Here is a 16,216-nt window from a genome sequence, read left to right on the forward strand (position 1 = left end):
CCGGCCAGGCGCCGCAGCAGAATGCGACGCGACGAAGCGCCGCCAGTGCGAGCGGAGAAGACAGGCGTGACGATCCCCTATCCCACCATCCAGCCGACCCCCGCCATCGCCACGGTGTCGCCGCCCTCGGGCGCGCCCCGTCCGCGGGTGACGTTCCTGGGGACCGGTTACCTGGGTGCGACGTACGCCATCTGCTACGCCGAACTGGGCTACGAGGTGCTCGGCTTCGACGTGGACGCAGACAAGATCGCGATGCTGAACGCCGGTCAGGTGCCGATCCACGAGCCGGGCCTGGACGAGCTGCTCAAGCGCAACCTGGCCGCCGGCCGGCTGCGGTTCAGCACCGACATCGCGGAGACCGCCGAGTTCGGCGACGTGCACTTCATCTGCGTCGGCACCCCCCAGCGGGCCGACGGAATGGGCGCCGACCTGTCGTACGTCGAGGCGTCGGTGACCAGCCTCGCGCAGCACCTGACCCGCAAGTCGCTGATCGTCGGCAAGTCCACCGTGCCGGTGGGCACCGCCGACTGGGTGGAGCAGCTGGTCGGCAAGCACACTCCCAACGACCTGGGCGTCGAGGTGGCGTGGAGCCCCGAGTTCCTCCAGGAGGGCTTCGCCGTCGACGACGTGCTGCGCCCGAACCGGATCGTGGTCGGCGTGAAGAGCGAGTGGGCCAACGGCATGCTCTACGCCGCGCACAAGGGCGTGTTCGACCTGGCCGCCACCGAGGACCGCGAGGTGCCCCTCGTGGTCACCGACTTCGCGACCGCCGAACTGGTCAAGGTCGCCGCGAACGCGTTCCTGGCCACCAAGATCTCCTTCATCAACGCGATGGCCGAGGTCTGCGAGGCCTCCGGCGGCGACGTCACCCAGCTGGCGCGGGCGATCGGCTACGACCCGCGGATCGGCAACCGGTTCCTCCAGGCCGGCCTCGGCTTCGGCGGCGCCTGCCTGCCCAAGGACATTCGGGCCTTCCAGGCACGGGCTCAGGAGCTGGGTGCCGGGGAGGCACTGCGCTTCCTGCACGAGGTCGACCTGATCAACCTGCGCCGCCGTACCCGGGTGCTCCAGCTCGCCGCGGACCTGCTCGGCCGCCGCTCCGGGCCGGCCGGCCCGGACTTCTCCGGCACCCGGATCGCCGTGCTGGGCGCCACCTTCAAGCCCAACACCGACGACGTCCGCGACGCCCCGGCGCTCGCCGTCGCCGCGCTGCTGCAGAAGGCCGGCGCCGACGTGCACGTGTACGACCCGCAGGGCACCGAGAACGCTCGCCGCGCGGTACCCGAGCTGACCTACGAGACCGGCATCAACGAGGCGGTCACCGGCGCCGACCTGGTGTGCGTCCTCACCGAGTGGGCCGACTTCCGCAACGCCGACCCGGTCGCCCTCGGCGAGCTGGTCGCCGGCCGCAAGGTGGTCGACGGCCGCAACTGCCTCGACTCCGCACTGTGGACCCAGGCCGGCTGGGAGTACCGGGGCATGGGCCGCCCCTGACGGATCCCACCCATCGGCCGGTCGCGGAGTACATCTCCGTGGCCGGCCGGTGTCGTTGTTTGCCCCGGACCCGCCGACAAGTGTCGAAATCCGCGCCAGCTTTGGGCATGCTGCGACAGTGGGAGTCCACAGTGCGGGTGGAGGGGTGTCGTGGCGACGTTTCAGTGCTCCTCGTGCGGCCGGGAGATCAAACCGGCCGTCCGCTGCCCGCACTGTGGGGCCGATCAGGCCCAGTGGGTCGAACACCTGGCCGACATCGAACGCTCGATCGCGGAGATGAAGGCGCGCGACGCCGCCATCGCCCGCGAGCAGCGGCAGATCGCCGCCAAGATGCAGGCCGCGCTCTTCCAGCGGGACATCCTCGCGCACGCCGGTGAGGAACGACTCAAGCAGGCCACCCGGCCCCGGCGGGTGCTGCGCCGCCGTCCCAGCCGCCGGCCACCGACCGCCGCCACCGGCGCCCCACCCCGGGTGCCCCGTCAGGGCACCCCACCCATCGGGGAGGACCCGCCGCCGCTCCCGCCCCAGGCGTCCTGGCTCGATGCGGACGACCCGGAGCACCCACCGGAGGCGTCCTCCCGCGAGGTGCAGAACATCCCCCTCGGGCTGGGCGCGCTGCTGCTCGGGGTCGCCGCGGTGGTCTTCGCCGCGGTGGCGACCAGCTCGATGGACGCGCTGGCCCGGCTCGGCATCCTGCTCCTCGCCACGGTACTGATGCTGCTCGCCCCGCCGGCGCTGGCCCGACGCGGGCTCACCTCGACCGCCGAGACGATCTCCGCGGTCGGCCTGCTGCTGGTGCCGCTTGCCGGGAACGCCCTGTGGGCGGTGGACCGGATCGGCAACGGCGGGGCCTCCGGCGCGATCTTCGCCGGGGTGATCTTCGCGGTCACCGCCGTTGTCGCGTTCGGATACGCCGGCTGGACGGGCCTGCGTACACCCCGGTTCGCCACCGTGCTCGCCGCGCAGCCGGTGCTGCCGCTGCTGGCCTACGACCGGGTCACCGGGCCGGGCGGCTGGGCCCTGGTGCTCACCCTGGTCGCAGTCCTCGACCTCTGGCTGACCCGCTCCGCAGTGACGGTGGAGCGACCCGTCCGGCAGGACCTGCCGGACCCGGGCACGCCGTCCGCGCCCCGGCAACGCGCCGCCGAGAGCCGGCCCGAGGGCGACCCGGAGGAGGCCGCCGAGCTGATCGACGCCGGCCCGGGGGCCGCCGACACCCGGCCGGTGCGCCCGGTGCCCGGTCTGCGGGAGCTGATCTGGCTGCTCCACGGGGTGGCGGTCGCCGTCGCCCTGGCGTACGCCGTCACCGCCCTGCTCCGGGCGGAGACCGTGCCGGCGGCGACCGGTGCCGGGATGGCGCTGTTGCTGGCCGCCACGGTCGGGTTGGGCGGCGCGCTGGTGCTGCGCCGCCCACCGCTGCCCGACGTCGCGGCCGGCATCCTCACCCTGGCCGTGATCGGGACGCTCGGCCGGATCGCCTCGGTGGCGCTGCCCGGCCGGGCTCTGCTGCTGATCGCGGCGGTCATCACGGTGACCGGGCTGGCCGTGCGCGCGGTCCCCGAGGCCGCCCGGCGCGGCCCACAGGTCGCCTCGGCGGTGGCGCTCACCGTCAGCGGACTGGTGGTCGCGGGGGGCGCGCTGCGCGCCGGCGTGGCCCCGGTCCGGGCGTCGCTGCCGGCCTGGGGCGCCGACCTCGACCGGTATCCGGCCGAGTTGGCCGCCGCGGTCGGCCCGACGACCTGGCAGCTCGCAGCCGCCGCGTTCCTGCTCACCATCGCCGCGGTGCTGGCCCTGCCGCCGGACATCCGCCGCGAGTTCGCGGTCGCCGGGGCGGCACTGACCGCGCTGGCCGTGCCGGCCTCCTTCGGTCTCGGCTGGGCGTCGGCACCCTGGCCGATGGTGCTCACCGCCGTCGGCATCGGGGTGACCGGCCTCTCCGCGCGGACCAGCCGGGCCGCGCTGGCGCACGCCGTCGGGGCCGCCCTGGTGGGCCTGCTCGGAGCGGGCGCCAGCCTGGCCGGGCCGACGCTCACCGCCGCGGTCCTGCTCACCCTCTTCGCGGCCGGCGCTCTGGTCGCGCTGGCACCCCGGGTCCGGATCGCCTCGGCCGCCGCCGACACGGTGACCGCCTGGGCCGCCGGGGGCGCCGCGTTCGCGCTGCCCGGGGCCGTCGCCGCGTTCGTGGCCGCCACCGTACCCACCGACCCGACCCCCACCCCGGCCAGCCTGCGCGAGGTGACCGTCCCGGTGCTGGCCGCGAGCTTCCTCGCGGTCTGCGTGACCCTCGGCTACGCCGCCGTGGTGCAGGTGTCCCAACGGCGCATCCCGGCGCCGCTGTCCGTCGGCACCGGACTGGGCGCACTGGTGGTCACCGCCGCCGCCTTCGGCGCGCCCGGAGCGACAGTCGCCGACGCCTGGGTCGGCGCCCTGCTGCTGGTCGCCGCTGTGCTGCTCTTCCTGGCACCGTCGATCGACGCGGGCCGCCGCTCCGACCTCACCCTGGACGGCTCGGACCTGGCCGCCGCAGCGGTCACCACCGCCCTGATCGCCACACTGGTCCGGATCGCCGCCGTGCTGACCCCGGGCGGGCAGTTGGCGGTGGCCGCCGGCCTGGTGCTGCTGGTCGCCGTCGGCGCCCGCGCCATGCCCGAGGAATGGCGGCGCGGGCCCATTCTCGGCATCACCGTCGGCGGCCTGCTGATCGGCGTACTCGCCGGGTGGACGGCGCTGCGCGGGGGACTCGGCGTGCTGGCGACCCCCGGCCCGATCTGGGACGGCGACCTGAGTGGCTGGCCGGCCGCGCCGACCGGTGGCGCCACCTGGCAGGCCCCGGTCGCGTTGGCCCTGCTGTCCATCGCCGCCGGCATTCTGCTCCCCCCTCCGTGGCGGTGGGACGTGTCCGGCGCCGCGGTGGTGCTGGCCACGATCGGCGCGCCCACCGCGTTCGACCTGCCCTGGTGGTCACCGGTCCTGGTCGGCGGAATGGTCGCCACCGTCTACGGGATGGCCGCGGTGGCCACGGAGGAGGCCCGCGCCGGACTGTCCCGGGCCACCGTGGCCGGAGTGGTCGCGCTGCACGCGGCCGGCGCCGGCCTGGTCCGGCCGTGGACCACCGCGCTGGCGCTGGGCAGCATCGCGCTGATCGGCGTGGTGGTGGCCGCGCTGGCCCGCGTACTGGCCGGCCCGCAGGTGACCGACATCGCGACCGAGGGGATGCCGCCGCACCTGGTGCAGATCGGCGGTGCGGCGGCCGGCGCCGCGCTGCTGGCTCTGCCCGGCGCGGTGGCGGCTCTGGCCGCCGAATTCGAACACTCGGCACAGGTGGTGCTGACCGCCGCGCTGGCCGCGTCCAGCCTCGGCCTGGCCGCCGTGGCCGCGGTCCGCAGGCACGTCCCGCAGTACCTGCCGTGGGTCAGTGTGGCAGTGGTCGGCGGGGCCACCATCAGCGCGCTCGCCGCCATCCCCACCGGCCTCGCGTCGGGCGTCTACGCGGCCGCCGCGGCGCTGCTCGGCGTACTGGCCGAGCTGGTCCGCGCGGCCACCGTGCCGCCGGCCGGCTCGGCCCAGCCGGTCCGGCGCTGGGCGGTCCTGCTCGACGGCGCGCTACGGCGGTTGCCGGACGACCCGGAGCGGCGGCGGTGGCGGGTCAGCCCGTCCGCCGGCGCGCTGGCCGCGGCGGCCCTGCCGACCGCCCTCGCGCTCGCCTCGATCACGCCTGCCCTGGTCACCGCCCTGGTCGATCCGCACCGCACGTTGACCCGCATCTGGGAGGGACCGCCACCGGAACTGCTCAGCCCGCCACCGGACGTCGTCGACCCGACCCATGTGCTGACCGCGCTGCTGCTCACCGCGACCGCGGCGCTCGCCGCCACCGGGTTCAGCGGCGGACGGCGATCCCGGGCCGTGCCGGTGGTGCTGCCCGGCGCCGCCGTCACGCTGCTGATCACGCCCATCGCGCTGGGCAACGGTTGGCCGGCAAGCGCCCTCGCCGCGCTCTCGGTCTTCACCATCGCGATGCTCGGTCTCGCACTGACCCCGCCTCCGCCGCTGGTCGAACCGGCCCGCTCGCTGCGGTTGGCCCGGGTGCTGGTCTTCGTCATCGGCCTGGCCGCCGGGGGCGCCGGGCTGGCCGGCAGCCTGGCCACCCGGGAGCTGACGCTGTTCACCCTCGGCGGCGCGGTCGGCGTGGGCGTGGTGGCGGCGCTGTACGGCGCCACCCAGCGGGCCCGCATCCTCGGCTGGCTCTTCGCCTCGCTGATGGCGCAGCTCTTCGTGCTCACCGCCGGCCTGGTCGCCGGGCTGGCCGCGGTCTGGTCCGCGTTCGGGGTCCTCGCGGTCGGAGCGGTCCTGCAGGTGTTCGCGGCGACCCTGCCCCGACTGCGCCGCCCGGAGGCCCAGCGCGAAGCCGCGACCGTGGAGTGGAGCGGGTACGCGGCCGCGCTGATCGCGCTGGCCCTCGCCTTCGACTCGCCCCGGCACATCGCCGCCCTGCTGGCCGCCTGGGGCGCGGTCCTCGGGGTGGCGGCGACGCGACCCGGTCGCCGGCCGGTGGAGCGGCGAATCCTGTTCTGGGCCGTGGTCGCCTGCGAGATCACCGCCTGGTGGATCCTGATGCGGGTCGCCGACGTGGCGCTGCCCGAGGCGTACACGCTGCCGTTCGCCGCGCTGGCTCTGCTGGTCGGGGTGTTGGAGCTGCGCCAGCGGTCGGACATGAGCAGTTGGGTGGCGTACGGGCCGGCCCTGGTCGCCGCGTTCGTGCCCACTCTGGCGATCGTGCTGGCCACCGAGTCCAGCACGCTGCGGCAGATGCTGCTGCTGCTCGGCGCGGTCGCGGTGCTGATCTTCGGCTCGTCCAGCCGGCAGCAGGCGCCGGTGATCGTCGGCTCGTCGGTCACCGCGATCACCGCGATCCACGCGCTGTTCAGCCTCGGCCCGTGGCTGGCACTGATCCCGGTGGGCATCCTGCTGCTGATCCTCGGCGCCAGCAACGAGCGCCGCCGCCGCGCCCAGGAACGCCTGCAGACGGCCCTACGCGGCATGAGATGAATTCGAGGGTCCCTGCGGCGTGCGTGGGTGGGCACCGCAAGCGTGCCAGGTACGCGCGCCGGCTCCGGTAAGCGTGGGGGTGGGTGCGCCGGCAGCGGTGAGCGTGGAGCCTGGCCAACCTTCCGGACAAGATGACGCACCACAGCGGCCAAGATCCGCACCACAACAGGGAAAGTGCTGCCTCTGAAGCGCCCGAGGCAGCACTTTCCCTGAAAGTGCGCAAGACCCGGGCACCCCACAGACACCCCGCTGGCCGGTGACCCGACGAAGGGCAGCGCCAGCAGGACCGCGACACCCGGTCGGACCCGTCGGCGCACAGGGTTTCGGGGGGAGCCCGCCCGCGGAGGGATCAAGCCTGACCGCCCGGAGCGGGCGGGCTCCCCCCGAAACCCCACGGCCGAAACCCCACGGCCAACACCCCACGGCCAGCCGAGATCAGCTGATACTCGCCCGGAGGGCGGCTTCCTTGGTGGCCACCAGCTTCTCCAGGTCCTGCTGGTAGGTCGTCATCTTGGCGCGCAGGTGCTCGTCGGCCGCGCCGAGGATCCGCACGGCGAGCAGGCCGGCGTTGCGGGCATTGCCGATCGAGACGGTGGCCACCGGGATCCCGGCGGGCATCTGCACGATGGACAGCAGCGAGTCCATGCCGTCGAGGTGCTTCAACGGCACCGGCACGCCGATCACCGGCAGCGGGGTCACCGAGGCCACCATGCCGGGCAGCGCCGCGGCCCCACCGGCACCGGCGATGATCACCTTGAGACCCCGGTCGGCGGCGTCACGGCCATACTCGATCATGGCGACCGGGGTCCGGTGCGCCGAGATCACCCGGACCTCGTACGGCACCCCGAAGTCGTCGAGCACCTCGGCCGCGGCCCGCATGGTCGGCCAGTCCGAATCACTGCCCATGATCAATCCGACCGTGGCCACTCCGGTACCCCCTCCGTTCGCGACCGCGGGGCTCGCGGGCTCACGCTTCGCGGTCACTCGTGCCCCTCGCGCAGCCAGCGCACGGCCCGCGCGGCCCGCGCCCGTACGTCGTCCAGGTCGTCACCGAGCACCGTGACGTGCCCGATCTTGCGGCCGGGCCGCACCTGCTTGCCGTAGAGGTGCACCTTGGCGCCCGGCTCGGCCGCGAAGAGGTGGTGCAGCCGCTCGTCGATCGACATCCCGCCCGGCTCGCCGCCGAGCACGTTGGCCATCACCACCACCGGCGCGGCCAGCGCCGTGTCACCCATCGGGTAGTCGAGCACCGCCCGCAGGTGCTGCTCGAACTGGGAGGTCCGGGCCCCCTCGATGGTCCAGTGCCCGGAGTTGTGCGGACGCATCGCCAGTTCGTTGACCACGATCGCCGGCCGGCCGGTCGCGTCGCGCACCTCGAAGAGTTCCACCGCGAGCAGGCCGACCACGCCGAGCGCGGTGGCCAGGTCGATGGCGAGCTGCTGGGCGGTGACCGCCAGTTCCTCGTCCAGGCCGGGCGCCGGGGCCAGGACCTCCACGCAGATGCCGTCCCGCTGCACCGTCTCGACGACGGGGTATGCGGCCACCTGGCCGAACGGCGAGCGGGCCACCTGCACGGCCAACTCCCGGCGCAGCGGCACCCGCTCCTCGACGATCAGCCGGGTGCCGCCGGCGAGCAGCGTCCGCGCCAGCTCGGTGGCCTGGGCGGCGTCGTCGACCAGCCAGACCCCCCGGCCGTCGTAGCCACCCCGGGCCGCCTTGAGCACCACCGGCCAGCCGACCTGCTCGCCGAAGCCGACCAGGTCGGCGGGCTCACCCACCGGCTGCCACGCCGGGTTGGGCGCGCCCAGCTCGGCCAGGCGTTCCCGCATGACCTGCTTGTCCTGGGCGTGCAGCAGCGCGTCCGCCGGCGGGTGCAGGGTCACGCCCTCCGCCGCCAGCGTGCGGATGTGCTCGGTGGGCACGTGCTCGTGGTCGAAGGTGACCACGTCGCAGCCCTTGGCGAAGGTGCGCAGTGCGGCGAGGTCGGTGTGGTCGCCGTACTGGACGTCGGCGGCGACCAGCGCCGCGCCGTCGTCGGGGGCGACCGCGAGCACGCGCAGTGACTGGCCGAGGGCGATCGCGGCCTGGTGGGTCATCCGGGCCAGCTGGCCGCCACCCACCATGCCGACAACAGGCAGACCGGTACGGGAATCCATAGCGCGGCCAGCCTATCCGGGCCGCCGGTGCGGCCCCCCGCAGGGCCGGCGCTCCCACCGTCGACCCGTCCGGGCGCTGCCCCCGACGCGAACGAAGGGGCGCAAGCGACCTCGCGGGCGCTACACGGGGCAACCATCGGGCGGGGGACGCTCAGCGGAGCTCGGCGACCAACTCCTCGACCGACGTGACCGGGCGCTGGCAGACGAAGCCCCGGCAGACGTACGCGGCGGACCGCCCGTCGACAAGCGGCCGGTCGGCCAGCAGCGGCACCCCGGGCTGGTCCGGGCGCCCGGCGACCACCACCGCGCCGGGCGGGGCGTGCCGGTGGGCCGCCGCCACCAGTGGGTCGCCGGTCGGGTCGTCGGTCGCCACGGCGATCTCGTACGGCCCGGAGAGCAGCGCCTCGCCGACCGTGGCGGCGTACCCGGTGAACCGGGCGTGCTGCCCGACGATCGGCGCGACCGTGCCGAGCGCCACCTCGGCGGCCTCCCGGTAGCGGGGCTCCCCGGTCAGCGCCGTGTACGCGACCAGCCCGGCGATCAGCGCCGACCGACCGGACGGGGTGGCGTTGTCGGTGGGGTCGGCCGGTCGGGTGACGAGTCGCTCCGCGTCGTCGGCGGTGTCGTAGAAGGTGCCGCCGGGCGCGGCGAAGTGCTCCAGCGCGGTGTCCAGCAGCCCGCCGGCCAGGGTGAGCCAGCGCCCCTCTCCGGTGAGCTGGTGCATCGCGCAGAACGCCTCGGCAACGCAGCCGTAGTCCTCCAGCACGCCGGCCGGTTCACCTACCGCACCGCCCCGGGAGACCCGCCGCAACCGGCCATCGACCAGGTGCACGGTCGCCAGGTGCTCGGCGGCGTCGCGCATCGCACCGTCGGCGACGATGACGACGCCCTCCATCAGGTTGGCGTCCTCGTCCTGCGGCGACGCGTACAGGGCGACGACCTGCTGAAACTCGACGATGGCGGTGATCGCCAGGCCGTTCCAGGCCGCCACCACCTTGTCGTCCCGGGCCGGCTGTGGCCGGTTGTCACGGGCCGTGAGCAGCCGCCCCACGACCTGCTGCCAGCGAGCCCGGATCTCGGGTGCGACATCGTCGACGTCCCGGGCGAGACGGAGCACGCTCATGCCGTGTTCGAAAGTGCCCTCCTCGGTCACGGCGAACAGGTCGGCGGCCCAGCGGCCGTCCTCCTCGCCCAGCACCTCGACGAGTTGGGCCGGCGTCCAGGCGTAGGTGAGCCCCTCGACGCCCTCGGTGTCGGCGTCCAGCGCCGACGCGAAGCCCTCCCCCGGCCGGTGCAGTTCGTCGGCGAGGAAGCGGGCGGTGTCCCGGGCGATCCGGCGGGCAAGCGGGTCGCCGGTCAGCCGCCAGAGCTGGGTGTAGACCCGCAGCAGCAGCGCGTTGTCGTAGAGCATCTTCTCGAAGTGCGGCACCGTCCAGTGCGCGTCCACCGAGTACCGGGCGAAGCCTCCGGCGAGCTGGTCGTAGATGCCGCCCCGGGCCATCGCCTCGGCGGTGTGCCGGACGATCTCCAGGCTGCGCGGGTCGTCCGTCCGCTGGTGGTGACGCAACAGGAAGAGCAGGTTCATGTGCGGCGGGAACTTCGGGGCGCGCCCGAAGCCGCCGTTGGTCGCGTCGTACTCGCCGGCCAGGTTGGCGGCCGCGGCGTCGAGCAGCGGGGCGTCCAGCGGCGTGCTGGGCCCGCCAACGGCCTGGGCGCCGCCGATCGCCTCGACCACCGCGGCGCCCTGGCGCAGGACCTCCTCGCGCTGGTCCCGCCACGCGGTGGCGACGGACTGGAGCAACCGGACGAAGTTCTCCCGCGGAAAGTAGGTGCCGCAGAAGAACGGGGTGCCGTCCGGGGTGGCGAAGACGGTCATCGGCCAACCGCCGTGACCGGTCATCGCCTGGGTGGCGGTCATGTAGACCGCGTCCACGTCCGGGCGCTCCTCACGGTCCACCTTGATCGACACGAAGTCGTCGTTCATCAGGGCGCCGACGTGCTCGTTCTCGAACGACTCGTGCGCCATCACGTGGCACCAGTGGCAGGCGGCGTACCCCACCGAGATGAGCACCGGCACGTCCCGCCGCTTCGCCTCGGCGAACGCTTCGTCGCACCAGGGCCACCAGTCGACCGGGTTGTCGGCGTGCTGGAGCAGGTACGGACTGGTGGCGCCGGCGAGTCGGTTCACCCGACGACCATAACCAGCCCGGGTCGGTCACGCCGGGCGGTCACCCGCCGAGCATGCCGGAGCCGGGCTGGCGGTCAGGAGGCGCCGTCGGCGCGGAGCCGGAAGACGTTCGACTCCGCCGAGTCCCGCAGCGACCCGAGCACCGCACTGATCTTGTCGGCCGGCATCGGCTTGAAGAAGTGGTAGCCCTGCGCGGAGGTGCACCCCAGCTCGGCCAGGGCCAGCCGCTGTTCGGCGGTTTCCACCCCCTCGGCCACCACCCGCAGCCCCAGCTCGTGGGCGAGACCCACGGTGGTCCGGACGATCGCCGCCGCCTCCGGCGAGTCCGCCATCCGGATCACGAAGGAGCGGTCCACCTTCAACTCGTCAACCGCGATCCGGGTGAGGAAGGTCAGCGAGGAGAAGCCGGTGCCGAAGTCGTCCACCGCGAGCTGCACACCCATCGACCGGAGTGTGGCCAGCACCTCGTCGATGACCTCCAGCTCGCTCATCACCACCGTCTCGGTGATCTCCAGGACCAGCCGGCGCGGCGGCACCTGGTGCCGGCGCAACGCGTCGGCGATCTCCGCCGGCAGCCGGGGATCGAGCAGGCTACGCGCCGACAGGTTCACCGAGATCGGGACGTCGAGCCCCTCCCGGGCCCATTCGGCGGCCACGCCGAGGGCCTTGTCCAGCACGTACCGGGTGAAGGTGCCGAGTTGCTCGCTGTTTTCCACAGGGCGGATGAAGTCGGCCGGGCCCAGCCAGCCGCGCCGGGGATGCCGCCACCGGATCAGCGCCTCCACACCGGTGGGCGCGCCGGTGGCCAGGTCGACCGCCGGCTGCAACGCCAGCACCAGCTGGTCGTCGACCTTCAGCGCCTCGCGCAGCTCGGCCAGCAGGGCCAGTTGGTCGGTGCTGGCCGCGTCCCGGGTGCTGTCGTACGCGGCGACACTGCCGCCACCCTCCTTCGCCTGGTACATCGCGATGTCGGCCCGGCGCAGCAGCTCGGTCAGGTCGGCGGTGCCGGCGTCGGCCACCACCACCCCGACGGAGACTTCGATCGACATCCGCACCCCAGCCACCTCGGTGGGCGCGGCCAGCCGTTCGGCGATCTCCCGGGCCTGGCGCAGCGCGTGGGCCATCGGTGCGGCCCGGTCGCCGAGCACCGGCACCGAGGTGAGCAGCAGAGCGAACTCGTCGCCACCGAGCCGGCCGAGCAGGTCACCGGGGCGGGCCAGCGCGCTGAGCCGGTTCGCGGTCAGCCGTAGCAGTTGGTCACCTGCGGCGTGCCCCAGCGTGTCGTTGACTTCCTTGAACTGGTTGATGTCCAGCAGCAGCAACGCCACCGGGTGGTCGTGCGCGAGCTGCCGCAGCGCCTGGTCGCCCTTGCCGAGCATGGCGGCCCGGTTGGCCAGCCCGGTGAGCGGGTCGTGCACCGCCTCGTACGACGACCGGGCGGTGACCAGCCGCAGTTCGCGGTGGGTCGCGGCGTCGTGCAGCGCGGCGGCGAGCGCGTCGCCGAACGCGGCCACCGCGTCGCGTTCCCGGGCGGCGGGCGGGGCGGACCGGGGGAACCGGACCCGCAGCCGACCGACCGGCGCGGCACCCACTGACAGCGGACGGATCAGCTCGTCCTCGCCGGGTTCCGACCGGTCCGGCGGGCCCACCTCACGGTCGACCAACTGGCCGCCGGCGTCGCCCCGGTAGCGGCGCCACCGGCCGTCGGCCCGGGCCACGTCCACATCGACCAGCTCGGCGTTGAACAGCGCCAGCGCGCCGGTCACCGCCGCGCTCGCCACGCCCCGCTCGTCGAGCTGGTTGAGGGCCGCGGTGGCCTCGGCGAAGGCCCGCCACGTCCGGCGTTCCTGGTCGGCGCGCAGCCGGAAACGGTAGGTCTGCTGGAGCAACCAGAGCAGCGGTGGGAGCAGCAGCAACCAGCGCGGGTCGAGCTCCAGCAGCGCGACCACCACCAGGCCGACCGCCACGTTGCCGACGAACATCAGCAGCTTGCCGCGCAGCGCGGCGAGCAGCGGCGGCCCGATCGGCAGCCCGTGCCGCAGGCCCAGCGTCACCCCACCGAGCCAGGCGGTCACCAGGAGGTACGTCACCGAGCCCGCGATCACGGCCAGCGCCAGCATCGGGGTGGGCGCGGCGAGCAGCGGGTGACCCAGCGCGGTGGCCACGGACACGGCCAGCGCCGACGCGGCGGCCAGCGACGCGGCGATCCGGACGATCTCCAGCATCGGGCGGCGGTCGTTGTGCAGGGAGAGCACCGTCCAGGCCAGCCCGGCGCCGAGCAGCGTGGCCGACGGCAGCCAGCCGGCCGGGGCCAGGTAGAGGCAGACGATCAGCGCCGCCTCGCCCCAGGTGATGCTGACCATGCCGGCGGCCGAGCGGAACCGCAGCCGTGCGAACTGGGCGACGGCGAAGACGGCGACGGCTATGCCGAAGCGGGCCGGACCGCCGAGCGGATCGTCGGCCGGCAGCCTGTGTGGGAGGGTCAACCCGACCGCCGCGGCGACCAGGGCGGTCAGCGTCACGGCAGCGGTGAGCACGAGCAGCCGGGTCGGCATGCCGCGCACCCCGAGCCGGTCGAACGGGTCGCCTGCCGGACCGGAGGTCATCGACCTCCCCCGTCAGCCGACCGACCGACGACGGCACGGCGGGCGGCCGGTGCTGTGACCGTCATCGGCGCCCCCTTCCGCGCACGGCTCGGGACTTTTGGTCCCCCCGGCGGAAGGCTAAGCCAAACCGGGTGGTCGCAACAGGGGGCGACCACCCGGTTCGGCGTGAATCATGCGCGGACTACCCGTTCCGGTGCTGCTGGTGCCCGTTGGGAGCGGGCGTGGAGGAATCACGCGCTCCGGTCCCGTCTGTCGGATCGGCGACTGCCGCTTCGGCCCTGGTCGGGTCGGTCGGCGACGTCTGCTGCGGAAACCGGTCGGGCAGCCGGCGCAGCCGGGCGTTCATGTTGCGGATCAACAGGATGGTCGCGGTGGCCAGCAGCAGGATGAGGAACAGGCCCATCGGACCGGCCAGGCCACCCGTGCGGGTGTCCCCGAAGTTGTTCTCCGCGAGCACCTGGGCAGCGGTCAGCATGGCGTTCCTCCGATGTGCGGTTGGTTACCAGAGTAGCCCCGCGTGGAATCAGCGCGCGTGCGCCGTCTCCCGCACTCCCGCGAAGAGATCGGACTCGGGCATCGGGCTGTCCACCACCGAACGGGCGAGCTCGAAGTCCTCCGTCGGCCAGGCACGCTGCTGGAGCTCCATCGGCACGTGGAACCAGAAGCCGTCCGGGTCGACCTGGGTGGCGTGGGCGCGCAGCGCGTCGTCGCGGACCGGGAAGTGTTCGGCGCACTCCACCCGGGTCGTGATCCGGGGGCCCTTGTCCGGCCGGTCCTCCCAGCGCTTGAGCCACTCCTCGTAGGGCGACTCCTGGCCGGCGGCCAGCATACCCTCGTGCAAGGCCATGATCTTGGCCTTGGAGAAGCCGATGTCGTAGTAGAGCTTCAGTGGCTGCCACGGGGCGCCCAGCTCCGGGTAGCGCTCCGGGTCGCCGGCCGCATCGAACGCGGCCACGCTCACCTTGTGGCACATGATGTGGTCGGGGTGCGGGTAGCCGCCCTCTTCGTCGTACGTGGTGACCACGTGCGGACGGAACTCGCGCATCAGCCGCACCAGCGGGCCGGCGGCCACCTCGACGTCCTGGAGGGCGAAGCAGCCCTCAGGCAGCGGCGGCAGCGGGTCACCCTCGGGCAGCCCGGAGTCGACGAAGCCGAGCCAGGCCTGGTCGACGCCGAGGATCGCCCGGGCGGCGTCCATCTCGGCGCGGCGGATCTCACCGATGTTGGCCCAGACGTCGGGGCGGTCGAGCTTGGGGTTGAGCACGCTGCCGCGCTCCCCGCCGGTGCACGTCACGACCAGGACATCCACGCCCTCGGCGACGTACTTCGCCATGGTCGCCGCACCCTTGCTCGACTCGTCGTCCGGGTGCGCGTGGACGGCCATGAGACGCAGCTGTTCTGCCAACTTCGGCACTCCTCGTCTGTGCCGGCCGGTGGACCCGACCGGGCTCGACCGGCTGACCTGCCGGAATCCTCCGCACCCGCCGCCGATCGGCACCACGGGTGCCCGACCTGCCATTCCTGCCGCTGGGCCGGGCTGGGAGGATGGACTCTGTCATTCTTGCTGATGCGGCCGACAACAACGCCAGGAGATACCCGCCGGTGACCGAGACGCACGCCACAATTTCACCGGACGCGCCGGTTTTCCCACCCGGCCGCTACGGCCGCCGTCGGGCGACCGGTGGCAGGCGCCGCCGCACCATGCTGGCCGCGCTGGTGCTGCTGGTGCTGGTGGGAGCGCTGAGCCTGATCTCGTTCCGGCTCTACCGGCAGTACGGCGACCCCGTCTACGACGCCCAGGTGATCACCTACACCGACATCACGGACAATCAGGTGCTGGTCGACTTCCGGGTGACCGTGCCACCGGGCGGATCGGCGGTCTGCGCGCTGCGCGCACGCGACCGCGCCGGCGCCGAGGTGGCCCACGAGGAGGTCACGGTGACCGCCGAGCCGGGTGACCGGCACGTGACCGCGCGGCACCGCCTGACCACCACCGCGCGGCCGTTCATCGGCGAGGTGCTGCGCTGCCGAGCCCCGGCCTGAGCCGCCCGGACAGCACCGCGGCCGGCCGCCGTGACGGGCCCGTACGGGCACCTGCCGCCCGGTGTTGGATGCGGACACCAGCGGTGATCGCCGACACCCTGTGTCGTACCGCACTGGTAACTTGGTAGTTCACCTGTCAGCCAGCCACGCACAACTGAGGAGAACGCCTGTGTCCACTGGCAACGAGGCGCCCGCCACCTGGCTGTCCCAGGACGCGTACGACCGCCTCCAGGCCGAGCTCGACGAGCACATCGCCAACCGCCCGGCAATCGCGGCGGAGATCAACGCCCGGCGCGAGGAGGGCGACCTGCGGGAGAACGGCGGCTACCACGCCGCCCGCGAGGAGCAGGGCAAGGCCGAGGGCCGGATCCGCTACCTGCAGGAGCTGCTGCGCACCGCGAAGGTCGGCGAGGCGCCGACGACGGACGCGGTGTCCCCCGGCATGGTGGTGACGATCTACTTCGACGACGACACCGAGGACACCGAGACCTTCCTGCTCGGCTCCCGTGAGATCGCGGCCACCACCGACCTGACCGTCTACAGCCCCGAGTCGGCGCTCGGCAAGGCGATCCTGGGCGGTCGGCCCGGGCAGACCTGCACCTACACGGCACCGAGCGGCGCCGACATCAAGGTGACAGTGGTCAGCTTCGAGCCGTTCTCCGGCTGATCGCCACCGGCAACAC

The 16,216-nt window shown here is 73.8% G+C and carries 10 protein-coding genes; 4 read left to right on the plus strand and 6 right to left on the minus strand.

Translation table 11 applies throughout. The features are described from left to right. The first annotated feature begins 66 nt into the window (after positions 1–66). Positions 67–1,494 (plus strand): UDP-glucose dehydrogenase family protein, encoded by a 1,428-nt coding sequence (locus GA0070607_RS08200; protein ID WP_089017656.1) that lies wholly within the window; start codon positions 67–69, stop codon positions 1,492–1,494. A 150-nt stretch (positions 1,495–1,644) separates the two neighbouring features. Then, positions 1,645–6,540: an SCO7613 C-terminal domain-containing membrane protein gene (locus tag GA0070607_RS08205; protein WP_089017657.1), complete on the plus strand. Its 4,896-nt coding sequence runs from the start codon at positions 1,645–1,647 to the stop codon at positions 6,538–6,540. A 435-nt stretch (positions 6,541–6,975) separates the two neighbouring features. Here the strand turns inward: GA0070607_RS08205 and purE are convergent, their stop codons facing one another. The 6 genes from purE to mca form a co-directional block, all read right to left on the minus strand. After that, positions 6,976–7,467 carry a 5-(carboxyamino)imidazole ribonucleotide mutase gene (gene purE, locus GA0070607_RS08210; RefSeq protein WP_089017658.1) on the minus strand — a complete coding sequence of 164 codons (492 nt, stop codon included), beginning with the start codon at positions 7,465–7,467 and terminating at the stop codon, positions 6,976–6,978. 53 nt (positions 7,468–7,520) lie between these two features. Next, positions 7,521–8,696 carry a 5-(carboxyamino)imidazole ribonucleotide synthase gene (locus GA0070607_RS08215; RefSeq protein WP_089017659.1) on the minus strand — a complete coding sequence of 392 codons (1,176 nt, stop codon included), beginning with the start codon at positions 8,694–8,696 and terminating at the stop codon, positions 7,521–7,523. A 151-nt stretch (positions 8,697–8,847) separates the two neighbouring features. Next, positions 8,848–10,884, minus strand: coding sequence for a thioredoxin domain-containing protein (locus GA0070607_RS08220; RefSeq protein ID WP_089017660.1), 2,037 nt, complete (start codon positions 10,882–10,884; stop codon positions 8,848–8,850). A gap of 74 nt (positions 10,885–10,958) precedes the next feature. Continuing rightward, positions 10,959–13,439, minus strand: coding sequence for a putative bifunctional diguanylate cyclase/phosphodiesterase (locus tag GA0070607_RS08225; protein ID WP_172899171.1), 2,481 nt, complete (start codon positions 13,437–13,439; stop codon positions 10,959–10,961). Between the two features lie 232 nt (positions 13,440–13,671). Then, complete coding sequence (locus tag GA0070607_RS08230; protein ID WP_089017662.1) at positions 13,672–13,965, minus strand: hypothetical protein; 294 nt, start codon at positions 13,963–13,965, stop codon at positions 13,672–13,674. Between the two features lie 48 nt (positions 13,966–14,013). After that, complete coding sequence (mca, locus tag GA0070607_RS08235) at positions 14,014–14,895, minus strand: mycothiol conjugate amidase Mca (protein WP_089021720.1); 882 nt, start codon at positions 14,893–14,895, stop codon at positions 14,014–14,016. Between the two features lie 197 nt (positions 14,896–15,092). Between mca and GA0070607_RS08240 the strand changes: the two genes are divergently transcribed. Next, positions 15,093–15,533 (plus strand): DUF4307 domain-containing protein, encoded by a 441-nt coding sequence (locus tag GA0070607_RS08240; protein WP_089017663.1) that lies wholly within the window; start codon positions 15,093–15,095, stop codon positions 15,531–15,533. Between the two features lie 169 nt (positions 15,534–15,702). After that, on the plus strand, positions 15,703–16,200 hold the full coding sequence (greA, locus tag GA0070607_RS08245) for a transcription elongation factor GreA (RefSeq protein ID WP_089017664.1): 498 nt from the start codon (positions 15,703–15,705) through the stop codon (positions 16,198–16,200). Positions 16,201–16,216: the final 16 nt, after the last annotated feature.

The sequence above is a fragment of the Micromonospora coriariae genome (assembly GCF_900091455.1).
GTDB classification, from domain to species: Bacteria; Actinomycetota; Actinomycetes; order Mycobacteriales; family Micromonosporaceae; genus Micromonospora; species Micromonospora coriariae.

Excerpts from the sequence above, each read along its gene's own strand:
- GA0070607_RS08215 (WP_089017659.1), bottom strand. The coding sequence starts at position 8,696 with ATGGATTCCCGTACCGGTCTGCCTGTTGTCGGCATGGTGGGTGGCGGC.
- GA0070607_RS08225 (WP_172899171.1), bottom strand. The coding sequence starts at position 13,439 with ATGCCGACCCGGCTGCTCGTGCTCACCGCTGCCGTGACGCTGACCGCC.
- GA0070607_RS08230 (WP_089017662.1), bottom strand. The coding sequence starts at position 13,965 with ATGCTGACCGCTGCCCAGGTGCTCGCGGAGAACAACTTCGGGGACACC.